The 16,475-nt window shown below is 71.3% G+C and carries 16 protein-coding genes; 10 read left to right on the top strand and 6 right to left on the bottom strand.

Annotated features, from left to right (window positions below; genetic code table 11):
* Nucleotides 1–82: 82 nt before the first annotated feature.
* The 3 genes from AB0M88_RS31845 to AB0M88_RS31835 are packed head-to-tail and all read left to right on the top strand — an operon-like array spanning nucleotide 83 to nucleotide 2,831.
* Nucleotides 83–700: a VOC family protein gene (locus AB0M88_RS31845; RefSeq protein ID WP_364108855.1), complete on the top strand. Its 618-nt coding sequence runs from the start codon at nucleotides 83–85 to the stop codon at nucleotides 698–700.
* Between the two features lie 12 nt (nucleotides 701–712).
* Nucleotides 713–1,480 (top strand): SDR family NAD(P)-dependent oxidoreductase, encoded by a 768-nt coding sequence (locus AB0M88_RS31840; protein WP_364108853.1) that lies wholly within the window; start codon nucleotides 713–715, stop codon nucleotides 1,478–1,480.
* Between the two features lie 10 nt (nucleotides 1,481–1,490).
* Nucleotides 1,491–2,831, top strand: a complete 1,341-nt coding sequence (locus AB0M88_RS31835) for an NAD(P)/FAD-dependent oxidoreductase (RefSeq protein WP_364108851.1) — start codon at nucleotides 1,491–1,493, stop codon at nucleotides 2,829–2,831.
* Here the strand turns inward: AB0M88_RS31835 and AB0M88_RS31830 are convergent.
* Nucleotides 2,828–4,015: an LCP family protein gene (locus AB0M88_RS31830; RefSeq protein ID WP_364108849.1), complete on the bottom strand. Its 1,188-nt coding sequence runs from the start codon at nucleotides 4,013–4,015 to the stop codon at nucleotides 2,828–2,830. The two genes, AB0M88_RS31835 and AB0M88_RS31830, sit on opposite strands and share 4 nt — an antisense overlap.
* A gap of 65 nt (nucleotides 4,016–4,080) precedes the next feature.
* Here AB0M88_RS31830 and AB0M88_RS31825 point away from each other — a divergent pair, with 65 nt between their 5' ends.
* A complete protein-coding gene (locus AB0M88_RS31825; protein WP_364108847.1) occupies nucleotides 4,081–6,447 on the top strand; it encodes a glycoside hydrolase family 95 protein in 2,367 nt (788 codons plus the stop codon).
* Nucleotides 6,448–6,479: 32 nt separating this feature from the next.
* On the opposite strand, the gene AB0M88_RS31820 is transcribed toward AB0M88_RS31825, so the two are convergent.
* Entirely contained in the window at nucleotides 6,480–7,622 is a 1,143-nt protein-coding gene (locus AB0M88_RS31820; protein WP_364108893.1) for a glutathione-independent formaldehyde dehydrogenase, read from the bottom strand.
* A 1-nt stretch (nucleotide 7,623) separates the two neighbouring features.
* Between AB0M88_RS31820 and AB0M88_RS31815 the strand changes: the two genes are divergently transcribed.
* Together AB0M88_RS31815 and AB0M88_RS31810 are read left to right on the top strand one after the other, a co-directional pair.
* Nucleotides 7,624–8,124 (top strand): DUF6582 domain-containing protein, encoded by a 501-nt coding sequence (locus tag AB0M88_RS31815; RefSeq protein WP_364108844.1) that lies wholly within the window; start codon nucleotides 7,624–7,626, stop codon nucleotides 8,122–8,124.
* A 15-nt stretch (nucleotides 8,125–8,139) separates the two neighbouring features.
* Nucleotides 8,140–9,891, top strand: a complete 1,752-nt coding sequence (locus tag AB0M88_RS31810; protein WP_364108842.1) for a glycoside hydrolase family 15 protein — start codon at nucleotides 8,140–8,142, stop codon at nucleotides 9,889–9,891.
* Between the two features lie 88 nt (nucleotides 9,892–9,979).
* Here the strand turns inward: AB0M88_RS31810 and AB0M88_RS31805 are convergent, their stop codons facing one another.
* Nucleotides 9,980–10,531, bottom strand: coding sequence for a hypothetical protein (locus AB0M88_RS31805; RefSeq protein WP_364108840.1), 552 nt, complete (start codon nucleotides 10,529–10,531; stop codon nucleotides 9,980–9,982).
* A 191-nt stretch (nucleotides 10,532–10,722) separates the two neighbouring features.
* Nucleotides 10,723–11,541, bottom strand: coding sequence for an SAM-dependent methyltransferase (locus AB0M88_RS31800; protein ID WP_364108838.1), 819 nt, complete (start codon nucleotides 11,539–11,541; stop codon nucleotides 10,723–10,725).
* Between the two features lie 113 nt (nucleotides 11,542–11,654).
* On the opposite strand from AB0M88_RS31800, the gene AB0M88_RS31795 reads away from it, so the two are divergent.
* From AB0M88_RS31795 to AB0M88_RS31780, 4 genes are all read left to right on the top strand, one after another.
* Nucleotides 11,655–11,822, top strand: a complete 168-nt coding sequence (locus AB0M88_RS31795) for a hypothetical protein (protein ID WP_364108836.1) — start codon at nucleotides 11,655–11,657, stop codon at nucleotides 11,820–11,822.
* 214 nt (nucleotides 11,823–12,036) lie between these two features.
* Nucleotides 12,037–13,134 (top strand): D-alanine--D-alanine ligase family protein, encoded by a 1,098-nt coding sequence (locus tag AB0M88_RS31790; protein ID WP_364108834.1) that lies wholly within the window; start codon nucleotides 12,037–12,039, stop codon nucleotides 13,132–13,134.
* Nucleotides 13,131–14,228: an alanine racemase gene (gene alr / locus AB0M88_RS31785; RefSeq protein ID WP_364108832.1), complete on the top strand. Its 1,098-nt coding sequence runs from the start codon at nucleotides 13,131–13,133 to the stop codon at nucleotides 14,226–14,228. Before AB0M88_RS31790 ends, alr begins: the two co-directional genes overlap by 4 nt.
* Before the next feature lie 7 nt (nucleotides 14,229–14,235).
* Nucleotides 14,236–15,468, top strand: coding sequence for an HDOD domain-containing protein (locus tag AB0M88_RS31780; RefSeq protein WP_364108830.1), 1,233 nt, complete (start codon nucleotides 14,236–14,238; stop codon nucleotides 15,466–15,468).
* A gap of 218 nt (nucleotides 15,469–15,686) precedes the next feature.
* Here the strand turns inward: AB0M88_RS31780 and AB0M88_RS31775 are convergent, their stop codons facing one another.
* Together AB0M88_RS31775 and AB0M88_RS31770 are read right to left on the bottom strand one after the other, a co-directional pair.
* The gene (locus tag AB0M88_RS31775; protein ID WP_364108828.1) at nucleotides 15,687–16,121 is read right to left on the bottom strand and encodes a DUF2809 domain-containing protein; all 435 of its coding nucleotides are present in this window, start codon (nucleotides 16,119–16,121) and stop codon (nucleotides 15,687–15,689) included.
* Between the two features lie 66 nt (nucleotides 16,122–16,187).
* Complete coding sequence (locus tag AB0M88_RS31770; protein ID WP_364108826.1) at nucleotides 16,188–16,430, bottom strand: alpha/beta hydrolase; 243 nt, start codon at nucleotides 16,428–16,430, stop codon at nucleotides 16,188–16,190.
* Nucleotides 16,431–16,475: the final 45 nt, after the last annotated feature.

The following is a 16,475-nucleotide window of genomic DNA, read 5'->3' as shown; positions in this document are numbered from 1 at the left end:
GGACTCTCCCTGGCGCGACCCCGGGGTGATCGCGGCAGTCTTTAGCCGTCGGCAACACGAATGAGCGCTGGAGGCTCTGGTCATGGATTTGAAACTGGAAGTCATTGTGATCCCGGTCAGCGACGTCGACCGGGCCAAGAACTTCTACACGGCGCTCGGCTGGCGGCTCGACGCGGACGTCGCCACCGGCGACGACTTCCGCGTCGTTCAGGTCACTCCGCCCGGCTCGCCGGCCTCGGTCATTTTCGGTACGTCGGTGACCGCCCAGGAACCCGGCACCACCCAGGGGCTGCACCTGGTCGTCAACGACGTCGAGGCCGCCCACGACGAGCTCAAGCGCCTCGGCGCCGAGCCGAGCGAGGTCTTCCACGACGCCGGCGGCATCTTCCACCACGGTGGCACCGACGCCCGCGTCGAGGGGCCCGACCCGCAGCGCAACAGCTACGGCTCGTTCCTGTCGTTCAGCGACCCGGACGGCAACGGCTGGGTCCTGCAGGAGATCACCAACCGGCTCCCGGGCCGTCTCGACCCGTCGGTCACCCAGTTCTCGTCCAGCTCCGACCTCGCCGCCGCGCTGCGCCGGGCGGCCGCCGCCCACGGCGAGCACGAGGCCCGCACCGGCACCGAGGACGCCAACTGGCCCGACTGGTACGCCGGCTACATGGTGGCCGAGCAGGCCGGCACCGAGCTTCCCTCCTGAGGGGCGGCGGCCATGCCCGACTCGACGCTGGACGGGGCGGTCGCGCTCGTCACCGGGGCCAGCAGCGGGATCGGCGCCGCCACCGCGCGCCGGCTCGCCCTCGAAGGCGCGACGGTGGCGCTGGTGGCCCGGCGCCGCGACCGCCTCGACCAGGTGGCCGGCGCGATCGCCGACCAGGGCGGGACCGCGATCCCGGTCGAGGCCGACATCACCGACCCCCAGAGCGCCGACGAGGTGGTCCAGCGCGCGCTGGACCGCCTCGGGCGGCTCGACATCCTGGTCAACAACGCCGGGATCATGCTGCTCAACTCGGCCCTGCACACCACGGTCGAGGAGTGGGACCGCATGGTCTCGCTCAACGTGGCGGCGCTGCTGCACATCACGCACGCCGCCGTGCCGTACCTGATCGACGCGGCCGCGACCTCGCCGCGGCAGGTCGCCGACCTGGTCAACGTCAGCTCGACCGCGGGACGGGTGGCCCGCCCCGGGAGCAGCGTCTACAACCTGACCAAGTTCGGGCTGCAGGGCTTCACCGAGTCGCTGCGGCAGGAGTTGCTCGGCGAGCACGTACGCGTCAGTGTGGTCGAACCGGGAACCGTCGACACCGAACTGGTCAACCATCTCGGCGACGCGACCCGGGACGCGACCCGCCGTCAGGTGTCCGGGATCGAGGCGCTGCGGGCGTCCGACATCGCGGACGCGATCGCCTACATCGTCACCCGGGAACGGCGGATGGCGGTCAACGAGATGCTCGTCCGGGCCGGGGATCAAACGTGGTGAGGGGTTATCGATGAGTGGCAGCAACGACTTCGACGTCATCGTGATGGGTGGCGGGTCGCCCGGCGAGCACACCGCGGGAGCGCTGGCCGACGGCGGGCTCCGGGTCGCCCTGGTCGAGCGGGAACTGGTCGGCGGCGAATGCTCGTACTACGCGTGCATCCCGTCCAAGACCCTGCTGCGCCCGGGCGAGGCGGTGCAGGGCGCCCGCGAGGCGCTGGCCACCGCCGAGGTCGACGTGGCGGCGGCCCTGGCCTGGCGCGACTTCATGGTGTCGGACTACTCCGACGCCGGGCAGGAGCGCTGGCTGGCCGCCGGCGGCATCGCCCTGATCCGGGGCACCGGCAGGCTGGCCGGGACGGGCGTGGTCGAGGTGGCCGGCCGGCAGTACACGGCCGACCACGTGGTCATCGCGACCGGCGCCGACCCGATCATCCCGCCGATCGAGGGCCTGCGCGAGCTGCCCGGCATCTGGACCAACCGCGAGGTCACCGGCATGAAGGAGGTTCCGCGCCGGCTGATCGTGCTCGGCTGCGGCCCGGTCGGGGTCGAGATGGCGCAGGCGGTCCGCCGGCTGGGCGGCGAGGTGGTCATCACCGGTCCCGGCCGGCACGTGCTGCCCCGCGAGCCGGAGTCGATGGGCGAGGCGCTCGGCACGGTCCTGCGCCGGGACGGCGTCGAGGTGGTGCTCGGCCCGCACGCGACGGCGGCCCGCCGCGACGGCGACGACTATGTGCTGACCCTCGACGACGGCCAGGAGCTGCGCGGTTCGAAGCTGCTGATCGCGACCGGCCGGCGGCCCCGCGTCGAGGGCATCGGCCTGGAGACGATCGGTGTCGCCGGGACGGCGCGGGGCATCCCGGTCGACGACCATCTGCGGGTGGCCGAGCGTACCTGGGCGGTCGGCGACTCCACCGGCCTGTTCATGCTCACCCACGTCGGGAAATACCAGGGCGAGGTGGTCGCCGACAACATCCTCGGCTCGCCCCGGCCGGCCGACTACACGGCCGTCCCGCGGGTCGTCTTCACCGACCCGCAGGTGGCCGCGGCCGGGGCGACCGAGGCGCCGTTCAGCGCCACGGTGCCGCTCAAGGACGTGGCCAAGACGGCCGCCTACACCCGGGCGTACGCCGAGTCGACCGGCTTCCTCACCCTGCTCAGCGACGGGCGGGTGCTGACCGGGGCGTACGCGGTGGGCCCGGAGGCGGGGGAGTGGCTGCAGCAGGCGACGCTGGCGATCCGGGCCAAGGTGCCGCTGGACGTCCTGCGCGACACGATCCAGCCGTTCCCGACCTTCTCCGAGATCTATGTGCAGGCGATCAAGGGCCTGCACGACAAGGTGAAGGCCGGCTAGTTCGCCGCCACCCAGGTCGGGTGGTCGAGGACGAACGACGAGAGCGCGTCGTTCCTGGCCGCCTGGAACATCTGCAGGCTCTCGTCGTCGAGGTACTGGGCCTCGCCGACCCCCGGCGGGGTCTGGCTCGACGGGACGGTCCGGAAGCCGTTGGGCGCGTCGCCGTTGGTGCGGAGCGTGACCAGATGGTCTGGGTTGATGTCCTTCATGCTCAGGGCCCAGTCCTGCAGCTCGATGCCGCCCTTGTCGATGACCATCGCCTTGCCGATCGCGTCGAGCAGGCCGGGCAGCTTGGTCGGCGAGCTGAACCCCTTGCTCACCGTCTGCTTCATGATCGCCTTGAGGAGCTGCTGCTGGTGGCGCTGGCGGCCGTAGTCGCTGTCGCCCTTGGAGAGCAGGTCGCGCTGGCGGGCGTAGTCGAGCGCCTCGGTCGGCGTGAAGCAGTGGTTGCCGATCGTGTATTTGTTGGGGATCGTGCCGGGCACCGCTCGTGGGTGGGCGCCGGCCGAGTCGGTCTTGTACGGCACGGCGAACGACCCGTCCGACTTCTTCCGGCCGACGTGGATCGACGTCACGTCCTCGTCCACGTACATGCAGACCTTGCCCAGCACCTGCATGATCTGCTTGAAGCCGGAGAAGTCGATGATCGCGGCGGCGTCGGGCACGATGCCGAACTTCTTCTGGATGGTCAGCGCGAGCAGCTTGGTGCCGTCCTGGATCGCCTTGTCACCGTCCAGGCCGCGGCTGCCGAACGCGAACGCCGAGTTGACCTTGTTGGCGCCGCCGGCGTACTTCTGGGCGCCGTTGTCGTACGCCGGGATGTCGATCAGCGTGTCGCGCGGGATCGACAGCATGTACGCCGTCGAATGGTCGGCCGGGATGTGCATGATGATGATCGAGTCGGAGCGGCTCGGCTCGTGCGACTTCGACCAGCTCGGCCGGGTGTCCAGGCTGACCAGCAGGATGTTCTTCGCGCCCTTGACGTCTTTGTGGCTCTGCGCGCCCGACCCCTGGACGGAACCCAGCAGGTCCTCGTCCGGGAGCGCCGAGTTCACCTTGTGTGACACGACGCCCATCGCCGCGTACCCGCTGCCCGTCACGATCACCAGGACGATGCCCAGCGCCAGCGTGAGCCGCGCCCAGAGGGGTGATTTGTGGCGTTTGCCGTGCGGTTTTATCGTCACTGGGTCCCTCCGTGGGTGCGGCGCGGGCATCGAAGACTAGCCCGCTCGCGGCTACGATGCCGCCGGTGGAGAACCTTCTCTGGTCCGAGACCCCGGCGGCCCGCTGGCTCGAGGCCTATCCGCTGGGCAACGGCCGCCTGGGCGCCATGGTCCACGGCACCCCGGGCCGCGAGCACCTGCAGATCAACGACGGCACGGCGTGGTCGGGCAGCCCGCTCAACGAGGCCGCCAACAGCCGCATCGACCCGGCCGCCGCCGCCTCGGCCCTCGACGACGCCCGGGCGGCGATCTCGCGCGGCGAACCCTCGGCCGCCGACCAGCGGCTGCGCGACCTGCAGGGCGGCTGGTCCCAGGCCTACCTCCCGTTCGCCGACCTCCACCTGACGGCCGGCGAGTCCGGCGGCGTCGTCGAGGCGTACCGCAGAGAGCTCGACCTCTCGACCGCGACCTGTCGCGTCGCCTATCGGCTCGACGGAGTCGAGACGGCCTGGAACTCCTTCGTCTCCCGGGCCGACGGGGTTCTCGTGCTGCGCCTGACGGCGCGGCAACCGGTCGGCGTGCGCTGGGAGATCACGTCGCCGCTTTTCGTGTACGGCGGTGAAGTCGACGAGAGCGGCGGCTCGCTGCTGGTGCGCTTGCCGAGCGACATGCCGCCGCCCCACGAGCCCGACCTGTCGCCGGTCTGGGACGCCGACCCGGCGGCCGCGGTGCGGGGCGCGGTCGTCCTGCGCGTCTCGCACGACGGCCGGGCGGTGGCCGGCGGGGCCGACGGGGTCCGCCACCTCGACCTGGTCCTCGCGACCGAGACCTCCTTCGCCGGAATCGGCGCACCGCCCGAGGGTTCGGCCGAGCAGGCTCGTCAGCGGGCGGTTGCGCGGGTCTCGCGGGCGCTCGCCCGCGGGGTGGACGCGCTGGTCACCCGGCACGAGCAGGCGCACGCGGAACTGTTCGACCGGGTGACGCTCGACCTCGGTTCCACCTCAGACCGGCCGACCGGCGCCCGGCTGCGCGACGGCGACCCCGGGCTCGCCGCGCTGCTGTTCACCTACGGGCGTTACCTCGCCATCTGCTCGTCGGCCGCCGGCGGCCTGCCGTCGACGCTGCAGGGCCTGTGGAACAACGAGATGCGGCCGCCGTGGAGCTCCAACTACACGATCAACATCAACACGCAGATGAACTACTGGGCGGCTGAGACCACCGACCTCGCCGAGACGGTGGCCCCGCTGGCCGATCTGCTCGACGCCCTGGCCCGGGCCGGAGCCGCGACCGCCCGCGACCTCTACCGGGCGCGCGGCTGGGTCGCCCACCACAACACCGACGCGTGGGCGTTCACCGCTCCGGTCGGGCGCGGCCGGGCCGATCCGTCGTGGGCGTTCTGGCCGATGGGCGGGGTATGGCTGAGCCGGCTGCTGCACGAGCACGTCCGCTTCGGCGCTTCGGCGGAGTTCGCGCGGGAGCGGGCCTGGCCGGTTCTGCGCGGGACGGCGGCCTTCGCCCTGGACTGGCTGCGGCGCCTTCCCGACGGCTCGATGGGAACCTCGCCGTCCACCTCGCCCGAGAACCACTTCCTGGCCGGTGGCCGTCCGGCCGCGGCCGGCGAGTCGTCCACGATGGACCTGGCCCTGATCGCGGGACTGTTCGACGCGCTGACTTCGTTGGCTGGTCGGCTCGATCGCGACGACCAGGCCGCCTCGCCCGGCGGCGCGGCACTCTCCGCCCGCCGATCCGACGACCCGGTGGTGTCCTCGGTCCGCGAGGTGCGGCCGTTGATCCCCGGGCCCCCGGTCGGCGCCGGCGGCCTGATCGCCGAGTGGGCCGGCGACCCGCCGCCGGGCGAGCCCGGCCACCGGCACGTCAGCCACCTGGTCTGGGTCTATCCCGGCGACACCCCGGCCGATCCGGCGCTGCTCGAGGCCGCGAGCCGCAGCCTGGACGACCGCGGCGACGACTCCACCGGCTGGTCGCTGGCCTGGAAGCTGGCGCTGCGGGCCCGCCTCCGCCAGCCCGCTCACGTGTCCCGCCTGCTGCCGCTGATGCTGCGCCCCGCGACGGCCGACCAGACGGGCGAGCGCGGCGGCCTCTACCCGAACCTGCTCGCCGCCCATCCTCCCTACCAGATCGACGCGAACCTCGGCTACGTGGCCGCCGTCGCCGAAATGCTGCTGCAGAGCCACGACGGGGCCATCGACCTCCTGCCGGCGGTGCCCCCGGACTGGCCGTCGGGCCGGGTGACCGGCTTGGTGGCCCGCCCGGGAGTCTCGGTCGACCTGACCTGGTCGACCCGGGACGGGCGGATCGGGCCGACGGCGATCGCGCTGCGCGCTCGCCGTCCCTCGGGCCGCACCACGGTGACCGTCACGTTCGCCGGCCGCCGGACCACCGTCGACCTGACGGCCGGCGACCGGGTCGAGGTCGATCCGTCCACCCTGTAACCCGGCCGCCGATCCCGCCCGCCGATCCCGGCCTACGCGCCTGGCTTGAGCAGCACCTTGGTCCAGCCGGCCTCGCGCCGGTCGAACTTGGCGTAGCCGTCGGCGGCCTCGGCCAGCGGCAGCTCGTGGGACACCAGGAACGACGGCTGGGCGCGGCCGGTGACGATGAGGTCGCGCAGGTGCCGGTTGTAGCGCATCACCGGGCACTGGCCGGTGCCCATGCGCTGGCCCTTGGTGAAGAACGTGCCGTAGTCGAAGGCGATCCGGCCCTCCCGCGCCAGGGGCGACGCGGCCCCGGGATCGGAGGGCACGTAGACGCCGACCACGCCGATGCCGCCGGTCGACCGCACCACCTTGACCAGGTTGTCGAGCACCAGCTCGGGGTGCTCCTCGCCGGCCGGGTCGTGAGCCTGATAGCCGACCGCCTCGACACCGCAGTCGGTGCCGCGACCACCGGTCGCGTCGAGGATCTGCTCGACCGGGTCGCCGCGGGAGAAGTCGACCGGGGTGGCGCCGATCTTGCCGGCCAGGTCGAGGCGGTCGCGCTCCTTGTCCACGACGAAGACCTCGGAGGCCCCGCGGATCATCGCGCTGTGGGCCGCCATCAGCCCGACCGGGCCGGCGCCGAAGATCGCGACCCGGTCGCCGGGCTGCTGGCCGGCCAGTTCGGTGCCGTGCCAACCGGTCGGGAAGATGTCGGACAGCATCGCGAAGTCGTTCTCGTGCTCGGGGCCCGGCGGCAGTTCGAGCAGGTTGAAGTCGGCGTACGGCACGCGCAGGAACTCGGCCTGGCCGCCGTCGTACGGTCCCATGTTGGCGTAGCCGTAGGCCGCGCCGTCGACGCCGTCGGTCGGGTTGGTCCGCAGGCAGTAGCTGGTCCAGCCGGCGACGCAGTTGCGGCAGGTGCCGCAGGCGATGTTGAACGGCACCGACACCCGGTCGCCGACCTTGATCCGGCTGACCGCGTCGCCGACCGCCTCGACCACGCCGAGGTTCTCGTGCCCGAGGACCTTGCCCTCCTCGACCGCCGAGCGGCCCTCGTACATGTGCAGGTCGGAACCGCAGATGTTGGTCGTGGTGATGCGCACGACGGCATCGGTCAGCGCCTGGACGGATGGCTCCGGGACCTCGGTCACCTCGACGTTCCGCGGTCCCCGGTAGACGACAGCTTTCATCATGACCACGGCATACCCGGCTATCCGGGCCGGTAACTGGTTTGTGTGGCGCCGCGAGGGGTACGCGATCTCCATGGCTACCAAGAAGCACGAACTTGATGCCGCCGAACGGAACGCGATGTCCGACCGCACCTTCGCCTTCCCGCGGGTGCGCAAGGAGCCGCTCAACGACGCCCGCCACGTGCGCAACGCGATCGCCCGGTTCGACCAGGTCCGCGACGTCTCCGACGCCGAGCGCGACGAGGCCTTCCGCCGGATCAAGCGGGCGGCCGGCAAGTTCGGCGTCGAGATGACCGAGAGAAGCTGGCGCGAGCTCGGCAAGCCGACCCGCACGATGAAGTCGTCCGACAAACCGCGGACCCCGGCGAAGGCCGGCTCCGAACGGTCCAAGGCCGAACGGTCCAAGGCTGAGCTGTACGCCGAAGCCCGCCGCCGCCACATCGAGGGCCGCTCGTCGATGACCAAGGCCGAGCTGCTCCGGGCGCTGGGCACGTCCCGCTGACGCGCGGGAAGCGGCGTGGGCGAGCGGGTCGACGGCTACGTGCCGCTGGAGGATTACGCCGTGCTCGGTGACGGGCGGACGGTGGCGCTGGTCGCCACCGACGGCCGCATCGACTGGCTGCCGACCCCCTCGATGCACGCGCCGCCGGTGTTCGCCGCGGTGCTGGATCCACCGGACGGCGGGTTCGTCGAGCTGCGGCCGGAGGAGCCGTTCACCACGTCGCGGCGCTACCTGCCCGGGACGCCGATCCTCGAGACGACCTTCCGGACCGCGGGCGGCGAGGTGCGGGTCACCGACGCGCTGAATACGGATCTGCCCTGGACCGAGCTGGTGCGGGAGGTCGAGGGGATCGCCGGCGAGGTGCCGATGCGCTGGGAGGTGCGTCCCGGAACCCGCTTCGGCACGGCCCAGCCCTGGTCCGAGCCGCTCGGCGCCGGCCGGGGCCACCTGCTGCACTGCGGCGATCAACACCTGGCGGTCCGGCACTTCGACGCCGGTGACCCGACCACGGCCCCGCGCGCCCTGGCCGGGCGGTTCCGGGCCGGACCCGGACGCCGTACGCTCCTCGCCCTGACCGTCGGTGACGACGGACCGATTCCGCTGCCCGGCCGGGCCGAACTTCTGGGTCGCCGGAAGGCGACCGGGGACCGCTGGAAAGCCTGGCCTCTCGCCTACCGCGGGCCCTGGCAGGCGGAGGTGCGCCGCTCGGCCCTGATGCTGAAGCTGCTGCAGTTCGAGCCGACCGGAGCGATCGCGGCGGCGGCCACGACATCGCTGCCGGAGCGGGTCGGCGGCGACAAGAACTGGGACTACCGGTACATGTGGGTGCGTGACGCCGCGTTCGCGGTGGACGCGCTGATCCGGCTCGGGCTGCACGCCGAGGTGCACGCCGGGCTGTCGTTTCTGCTGCGGTGCGCCCGGTCGACCGCGCCGCACCTCAAGGTCTTCTACGATCTCGACGGCGAGGTGCCGGACGCCGAGCGGGAACTGGACGCGCCGGGCTATCGCGGCAGCCGGCCGGTCCGGTCCGGGAACGAGGCCGCCGAGCAGACACAGCTGGGCACGTTCGGGCACCTGCTCGACGCCGTCCGGCAGTACGTCGACGCGGGCCACGCCCTCGACCCGCCGACCGGGCGACTGCTCGCCGACCTCGCCGACCGCTGCTGCGACCAGTGGGCAAACCCGGACGCCGGGATCTGGGAGCTGCACGTCAACCGGCATTACACGCAGTCCAAGATGGGATGCTGGGTGGCGCTGGACCGGGCGGTGCGCCTGCACGAGCAGGGGCAGGTCCCGACCACGCACGTGGACCGCTGGCGCCGGGAGCGGGACCTGATTCACGCCTGGGTCGACGAGCACTGCTGGTCAGGCGCGAAGAACTCCTACACCTTCTACGCCGGCACCGAGGACCTGGACGCGGCGACGCTGCTGGCCGGCCCGTTCGGCTTCGACCGGGGCGACCGGCTGGCCGGCACCCTGGCCGCCGTCGAGCGCGAGCTGTCGGACGGTCCGCTGGTCTACCGGTACACCGGCATGCGCGAGGAGGAGGGCGCGTTCGTGGCCTGCTCGTTCTGGATGGTGTCGGCGCTGGCGATCCTGGGCCGGAAGGAAGAGGCCACGGCGCGGATGAAGGACGCGGTGGCGCTGGCCAACGACGTCGGAGTACTCAGCGAGCAGATGGCCCCGGACGGTCACGCGCTCGGGAACCTGCCTCAGGCGTTCAGCCATCTCGCCCTCATCAACGCGGTAGGTGCGTTACTGCACTGATTCGCCCGCAGGCGCCACCAGCTGGGCATCACCTCCCGGCGGCAACTCCACCAGCGATATCCGCGTCATCCCCGGACGAGCCTCGTCCTTACTTGCCCACGGGCAGGCCCCCACCCAGGCGAACGAGTAGGTCCGCAGCTCTGCCCGCCATCCCGAGGGTCCCGGCGAGCGCGACGAAGTCGCTGAGAAAATCCCTCTGCAGCTTTTCCGCCGCCCCGCGCACCTGCTCCACATCAACCGGCGAGCTGGTCGCCAACGCGGCATGCCGGATATAGGTGGAAAGCGGCATCCCGGCCGACCGTGCGGCCGCTTCGACCGCCGCCAACTCACCGGGGTTGAACCGAACAGACACGACCGACCGAACGTCAGCAGCAGTCTCGGGCGGCGGAACGTCCTCCCAGGCGCCGGCATTGTCACGCTCTTCGTAGGCCTGCTCCGCCAGCTGGGCGATCTCGCTGTCGGTCATGCCCGTGAGGGGGTCCGCTTCCTGGTCGCCGCCCTGCTCCACCAGCTGCCACCCGCCGCCGTGGGGCAGCTTCTCATTCTTCGTCACGGCGATCTGTTGCCCGGTGCTCGTCGACCGGTAGAGACCGGTCTGCGGGGCGCGTTGTCCGGCCCTCAGCCTGATTTCGTGATCCATCAGTTCCCCCAAGCATTGATCGGGCCCAAGCATCGATCGGGATCGCCGGCACTGACAAACGCACCTCCCGTAATACGGCAGGTCTTACAGCGTAGTACGGCGGGCGACCATGTTCAGGGACCAGTTCAGTCGTCTCAGGCACGCCGGCGGTCCGCTGGGAGTCGATGCCCACCGCTCAAGGAAGGTGCGGCTCAGAGCGCGCCTGGGACGACGCGGGCCACGAAGCCGTTGCAGGCCACGTCTTCCACGGTGGGCCGGGGCTGGGGCGCCGCGTCCGGCCACCAGCGGGACACCGACTTCACGGGCTCGACCGGCTGCAGGTCGCGGCGGTCGAAGAACGCGGCCAGCGCCGTCCCGGGGCGGGGGTGGGCACGGCCGTCGGCACGGGTGATCGCTTCGGCCTGGTCGGCGGGCAGGTGTTCGAGGGTGGCGTGGGAGGCGATGACCAGGCTGCCCGGGGCGAGCGCGTCGATCAGGGTGTCGATGATGGCGCGGGGGTTCTCGTCGTCGCGCAGGAAGTGGAGGACGGCGATGAGCATCAGGGCGACCGGCTGGGACAGGTCGATCGTCGCGCGCAGGCCGGGGTGCCGGAGGATCTCGGCCGGTTGCCGGAGGTCGGCGTCGAGGTAGGTGGTTCGGCCCTCGGGCGTGCCGGTCAGCAGGGCGCGGGCGTGGGCGAGCACGATCGGGTCGTTGTCGGCGTAGACGATCCGGGCGGTCGGGTCGGCCTGCTGGGCGATCTGATGGGTGTTGGGGCTGGTCGGGATGCCGGTGCCGATGTCGAGGAACTGGCGGAGCCCCTCCTGGCGGGCGGCGAACGCCACGGCGCGGTGGAGGAACCAGCGGTTTTCGCGCACGCTGACCCGGATGGTCGGGAACTGCGCCTCGACGGCGTCTCCGGACGTCCGGTCGGCGGCGAAGTTGTCCTTCCCGCCGAGCCAGTAGTCGTAGCGCCGCGCCGGGTGCGGCACCCCGCTGTCGAACGTGGACGATGTGTCTTCGCTGGTCATCCGCACTCCCTCGGTCGCTCAGGTGATCGTAGCCAGTGACGGGGGTCGATCGCCGCCCGCAACCCATGCCTACGTGACTCACGGTGACTGGGCGAATGCCATAGTGATAAGCCGTGACCGACCAGTCGCGCGAGCCGTTTTTCTTTCTCGGCCGACGTCGAGAGTTTGCACGGAAAAACATTTTCGCGGGCCGGCCGGAGTTGCTCGCGGAACGGGTGAGCCGCCGGTTGACCAGAGGTGAATACCTTGTCGCCCTTTTTGCGATCCGCGCTGCTCAGTGACCGTTTCCGGTCGCCTCGGACAGGTGCCCGTGCGGGCTGGGGTGTGACCCAGGACACGCGACATTGCGACGGTTCGATATGTTGCCGGTATCTTGGGCGCGCAACTACCATTCCCGGGCCGTGGCGAGAAATGGGCGTCCGAGAAATGGTAAGCGCGCAGAAGGGCCACGCCGCCCCCGAGCGGGTCGCGACCGAGTTACGGAGAGTCACTGAATTGTCGGACTTGATCAACGTCGCTGTGCTGTTCGGCGGGCGTAACACGGAACACCAGGTTTCCTGCCAGTCGGCGGTCGGCGTGCTGAGCCACCTCGACCGCGCCCGCTACCGGGTCACCCCGGTGCACATCACGGTCGACGGAGTCTGGGTGCCCGGCGTCGACCAGGGACCGCCGGCCGACGTGTCCTCCCTGCTCGAAGGATTCGGCACCGGCGACAAAGGCACCGGCGACAAAGACACGAAGCCCCTCGCCAGCATCGCCGAGGCCCTCCAGGTGCTGAGCAACGTCGACGTGGTGTTCCCGGTCCTGCACGGCCCGTTCGGCGAGGACGGCACGATGCAGGGGCTCCTGCAGATGGCCGGCACGCCGTACGTCGGCAGCGGCGTCCTCGCCAGCGCGACCGCCATGGACAAGGAATACACCAAGAAGATCCTGGCCACGGCCGGGTTCGCGGTCGCCGACGGGGTGGTCGTCCGCCCCGACGACGAGACCGTCGGACTGGCCGACCGCGAGCGCCTCGGGCTGCCCGTGTTCGTCAAACCGGCCCGCGGCGGCTCCAGCATCGGGGTCTCCCGGGTCGACGACTGGGACGACCTGGCCGCCGCGCTCGACGAGGCCCGCTCCCGCGACAGCAAGGTGCTCGTCGAGGCGGCCGTCCACGGGCGCGAGATCGACGTGGCCGTGCTCGAGAAGGCCGACGGCACGATCGTCACCGCCCCCGCCCTCGAGATCCAGATCGCCGAGGACCGCGGCTTCTTCGACTACGAGGGCAAATACACCGACGCCGGCACCACGTTCGTCATCCCGGCCGACCTCAACGCGACCCAGGAGCGCCTGCTCGCCGAGGCCGCGGTCGGCGTCTTCCGCGCCCTCGGCTGCGCCGGCCTGCTGCGGGCCGACTTCTTCCTCACCGAACGCGACGGCCACAGCGTGCCCGTGGTCAACGAGGTCAACACCATCCCCGGCCTCACCTCCCACTCGCAGTACCCCCAGATGTGGCAGGCGGCCGGCGTGTCGTACAGCCGGCTCCTCGACGAGTTCATCGCCACCGCGCTGGCCTCCGGGCGCCGCGAGGTGGCCGCGGTGGCCGGATGACCAGCGTCTCCTACGGCCTGGACGTTCTCGCCGAGGCCGTCATCGACCTCGGCGCGATCGCCCACAACACCGAGCTGCTGCTGCGGGCGGCCGGCGGCGCCGAACTGATGACGGTGGTCAAAGCCGACGGCTTCGGCCACGGCGCGGTGCCGGTCGCGCGCACGGCACTGGCCGGCGGCGCCACCTGGCTCGGCGTGGCCACCCCGGGCGAGGCGCTCGACCTGCGCGCGGCCGGAATCGACGCGCCGGTGCTGCTCTGGCTCTACCCGCCGGACCACGACTTCGGCCCGGTCCTGGCCGCCGGGGTCGACGTGTCGGTGGCCGACGTGTCCGTGCTCAAGGCGGTCGCGGCCGACGCGGTCAAAACCGGCCGGCCCGCCTCGGTGCACCTCAAGGCCGACACCGGCATGTCCCGCGGCGGCGCCGTGCCCTCCGAGTGGCTTCGCCTGCTGGAGGCCGCCCGCGGGCTCGAGGAGGACGGCGCGGTCCGCGTCACCGGCCTCTGGTCCCACCTGGCCACCGCCGAGGACACGACCGACGCGGGCCTGCACGAGCAGATCCGCCGGTTCGCCGACTTCCGCCGCGCGGCCCAGACGGCCGGGGTGCTCGCGCCGCTGATCCACCTCGCCAACTCGGCGGCCACCCTGCACCTGCCGCAGACGCGGCACGACCTCGTGCGTACGGGAATCGCGCTCTATGGCATCGAGCCGGTGCCCGGCCGAATTTTCGGCCTCTCCCCGGCGATGACCGTCCGGGCCCGGGTGGTCTCGGTGAGCGGTTCCCTCGCTCAGATCCCGCTCGGCTTCGCCGACGGGATTCCCTGGCGGGTGGCGGGCCGTGCGTCGCTTCAGCTTCACGGCGTACGCGTCCCGATCGCCGGCCGGATAACCATGGACGAGGTCGTCGTCGACATCGGCGACCTGCCCGTCCAGCCGGGCGACGTCGCGGTGATGCTCGGGCCCGGCACGTCCGGCGAACCGACGGCGGCCGACTGGGCCCGCTGGGCCGACACCAACCCGCACGAGATCCTCACCGGCATCGGGCCCCGGGTGGTCCGCCGTTACCTCTCACATTCGGACCTGGCCGCCCGATAAGTGGTCCGTGCTGATTCGTCTGTCGTCGCCCGCACCGGGCACTCATCTCGTCCATGTGGCACGGCAGCCGATCTTCGACCGGACCGGCGACGTCGTAGCCTACGAACTGCTGTTCCGCGGCCAGATGGACGCCGTCGACGCCCAACGGCGCGACTCGTACGCCACCAGCCAGGTCGTGGTCAACGCGTTCACCGAATTCGGCCTCGACGAGGTCGTCGGCGACCGCACCTGCTTCATCAACATGACCCGCGAGTTCCTGGTCGGCGAACTGCCGCTGCCGTTCGGCCCCGAGCAGGTGGTGCTGGAGGTGCTGGAGACGGTCGTCGTCGACGACGCGGTCGTCGAGGGGATCGCCTCCCTGGTCGAATCCGGCTACCGGATCGCGCTCGACGACTTCGTCTGGGGCTCCGGCCACGAACGGCTCATCCCGTTCGCGTCGTACGTCAAACTCGACCTCCTCAACGGCGTCACCGAGCACGTCGACGAGATCATCGCGGCCTGCCGGCGGTTCCCGCAGATGCAGATCGTGGCCGAAGGACTGGAAACCCCCGACCACCTGAAGCTGGCCAACCACTACGGGTTCGAACTGCGCCAGGGCTACGTCCTCTCGCGACCCCAGGTGCTGACCGCGGCCTCGCTGTCCCCGACCAAGCTGCACCGGCTCGAACTGGTGGCCGCCCTCGGCAGCTCCGACGCCGACCTCGAACAGGTCCTCACCATCATCGCCAGCGACCCGGCGCTGACCATGCGCGTGCTGCGGGCCAGCAACTCGGCCGTCGCCTGCCCGACCACCCGCATCTCGTCGATCCGGCAGGCCGTGGTCATGCAGGGACTCGACCAGATCCGCCGCTGGGCGATGCTGATGGTCGTCGACGACGTGGCCGAAGCCACCGAAGCTCAGCTGGTCGACGCCCTCCACCGGGCCCGCCTGTGCAGCAACCTGGCACCGGCCTTCTCAGCCGACCCGGACACCGCCTTCATCGCCGGGCTGGTGACCGCGGTGGCCGCCCTGCTCGCGGTCACGCCGGCGATGCTCGCGCAGCACCTGCCGCTGACCGACGAGATCGAGTTGGCGCTGGCCCGGGGCACGGGCTCGCTCGGCCGGCTGCTTCGGACCGTTGAGGCCTATCAGCGGGGAGACATGGAAGCGTTCGAGGGGCAGTATTCGGGGGCCGAGTTGACTCGTACCGTCATGGAGGCCATGCGGTGGTCCAAGACTGTGGTGCCGTCTTCGCGCTGAGGTTTTCTGGGCTGGGCCTGGCTTTCTTGCTCGGCAACCTTGCATGGTTTTCACCCACGCTTTGGTTTTGGCACCGCGCTGCTGGTTGCAGCTCTTGCTGGGCGGTCACCTGACGGGTGGGGGGTCTGGCTGCCGCGCCTTGGTTTTTCGACATCGGGTTTGTCACCCGGGCGGCCCTGGGTGGTGGGGTGCGCGGGCAGAAACCGTGCCGCTTGCGGTTAACCCGAAACCCTCGGTGGTCCGGCTGGGCGGTGGCGGGTCACGAGGTGGTGGAGTAGGGCCAGGGGGAGTACGCCCAGTGCGTACCAGAGCAGGTCGGTGGGGTCGAAGGTGCGGCCCAGGGCCAGGCGGGCCAGGGCGCTCTGGTCGGAGAGGTGGGCCGGGATGCCGGTCATCTGGAAGAACTCGATGAGCCAGCAGAAGGCGATCGCGGCGGCGGCGGCCGGCCCGGGGCGGGTTCGGGGGAACAGGGCGAAGACGGCGGCGTAGACGGTCGCGGCGTACAGGGCGGTGCCTGAGTATTGGGCCAGGCCCGGGGAGCTGTTGAGGACGTTGCCGCCGGTGAAGGCCAGGCGGATGCCGAAGGCCAGGGCCAGGAAGGCGGCTATCGCCGCTACCGCGATCAGGCGTACGCGTAGAAGATGCCCCGTCACGCCGACACCGTAAGGGATGCGCGCTCGGAGGCGGTCCCCGGCGGCCGGGCCGGGAACCGCGGTTGTTCAGGAGGCGGCGACGGCCTCGAGGATCGACGTCGCGACGGCGTCGGGCTGGGAGAAGCTGAGCGCATGGGACGCGCCGGCGATTTCCCGTACGCCCTTGGCCGTGGCCCGCTCGGCCATGAAACGGTGCAGGGCGACCGGGATGTTGAGGTCCTGGTCGCCGAAGATGAACCAGGACGGGATGCTCTGCCAGGCCGGCGTGCCCGTGGGCAGCCCGGCAGGCGGCCGGCGAATCTGTGACAAGGGCGTCGCCTGATTGGTAAATGCGTTTCGGTGCGCCACGATGGG

Origin of the sequence: Actinoplanes sp. NPDC051411 (genome assembly GCF_040682075.1) — a bacterium.
In the GTDB taxonomy this organism is placed as follows: Bacteria; Actinomycetota; Actinomycetes; order Mycobacteriales; family Micromonosporaceae; genus Actinoplanes.
This window is presented reverse-complemented; position numbering and strand designations above follow the sequence as displayed.

What these genes read in the sequence shown, in the direction of transcription:
- AB0M88_RS31845 (WP_364108855.1), top strand. Translation starts at nt 83, where the DNA reads ATGGATTTGAAACTGGAAGTCATTGTGATCCCGGTCAGCGACGTCGAC.
- AB0M88_RS31840 (WP_364108853.1), top strand. Translation starts at nt 713, where the DNA reads ATGCCCGACTCGACGCTGGACGGGGCGGTCGCGCTCGTCACCGGGGCC.
- AB0M88_RS31835 (WP_364108851.1), top strand. Translation starts at nt 1,491, where the DNA reads ATGAGTGGCAGCAACGACTTCGACGTCATCGTGATGGGTGGCGGGTCG.
- AB0M88_RS31820 (WP_364108893.1), bottom strand. Translation starts at nt 7,622, where the DNA reads ATGAAAGCTGTCGTCTACCGGGGACCGCGGAACGTCGAGGTGACCGAG.
- AB0M88_RS31815 (WP_364108844.1), top strand. Translation starts at nt 7,624, where the DNA reads ATGACCACGGCATACCCGGCTATCCGGGCCGGTAACTGGTTTGTGTGG.
- AB0M88_RS31805 (WP_364108840.1), bottom strand. Translation starts at nt 10,531, where the DNA reads ATGGATCACGAAATCAGGCTGAGGGCCGGACAACGCGCCCCGCAGACC.
- AB0M88_RS31800 (WP_364108838.1), bottom strand. Translation starts at nt 11,541, where the DNA reads ATGACCAGCGAAGACACATCGTCCACGTTCGACAGCGGGGTGCCGCAC.
- alr (WP_364108832.1), top strand. Translation starts at nt 13,131, where the DNA reads ATGACCAGCGTCTCCTACGGCCTGGACGTTCTCGCCGAGGCCGTCATC.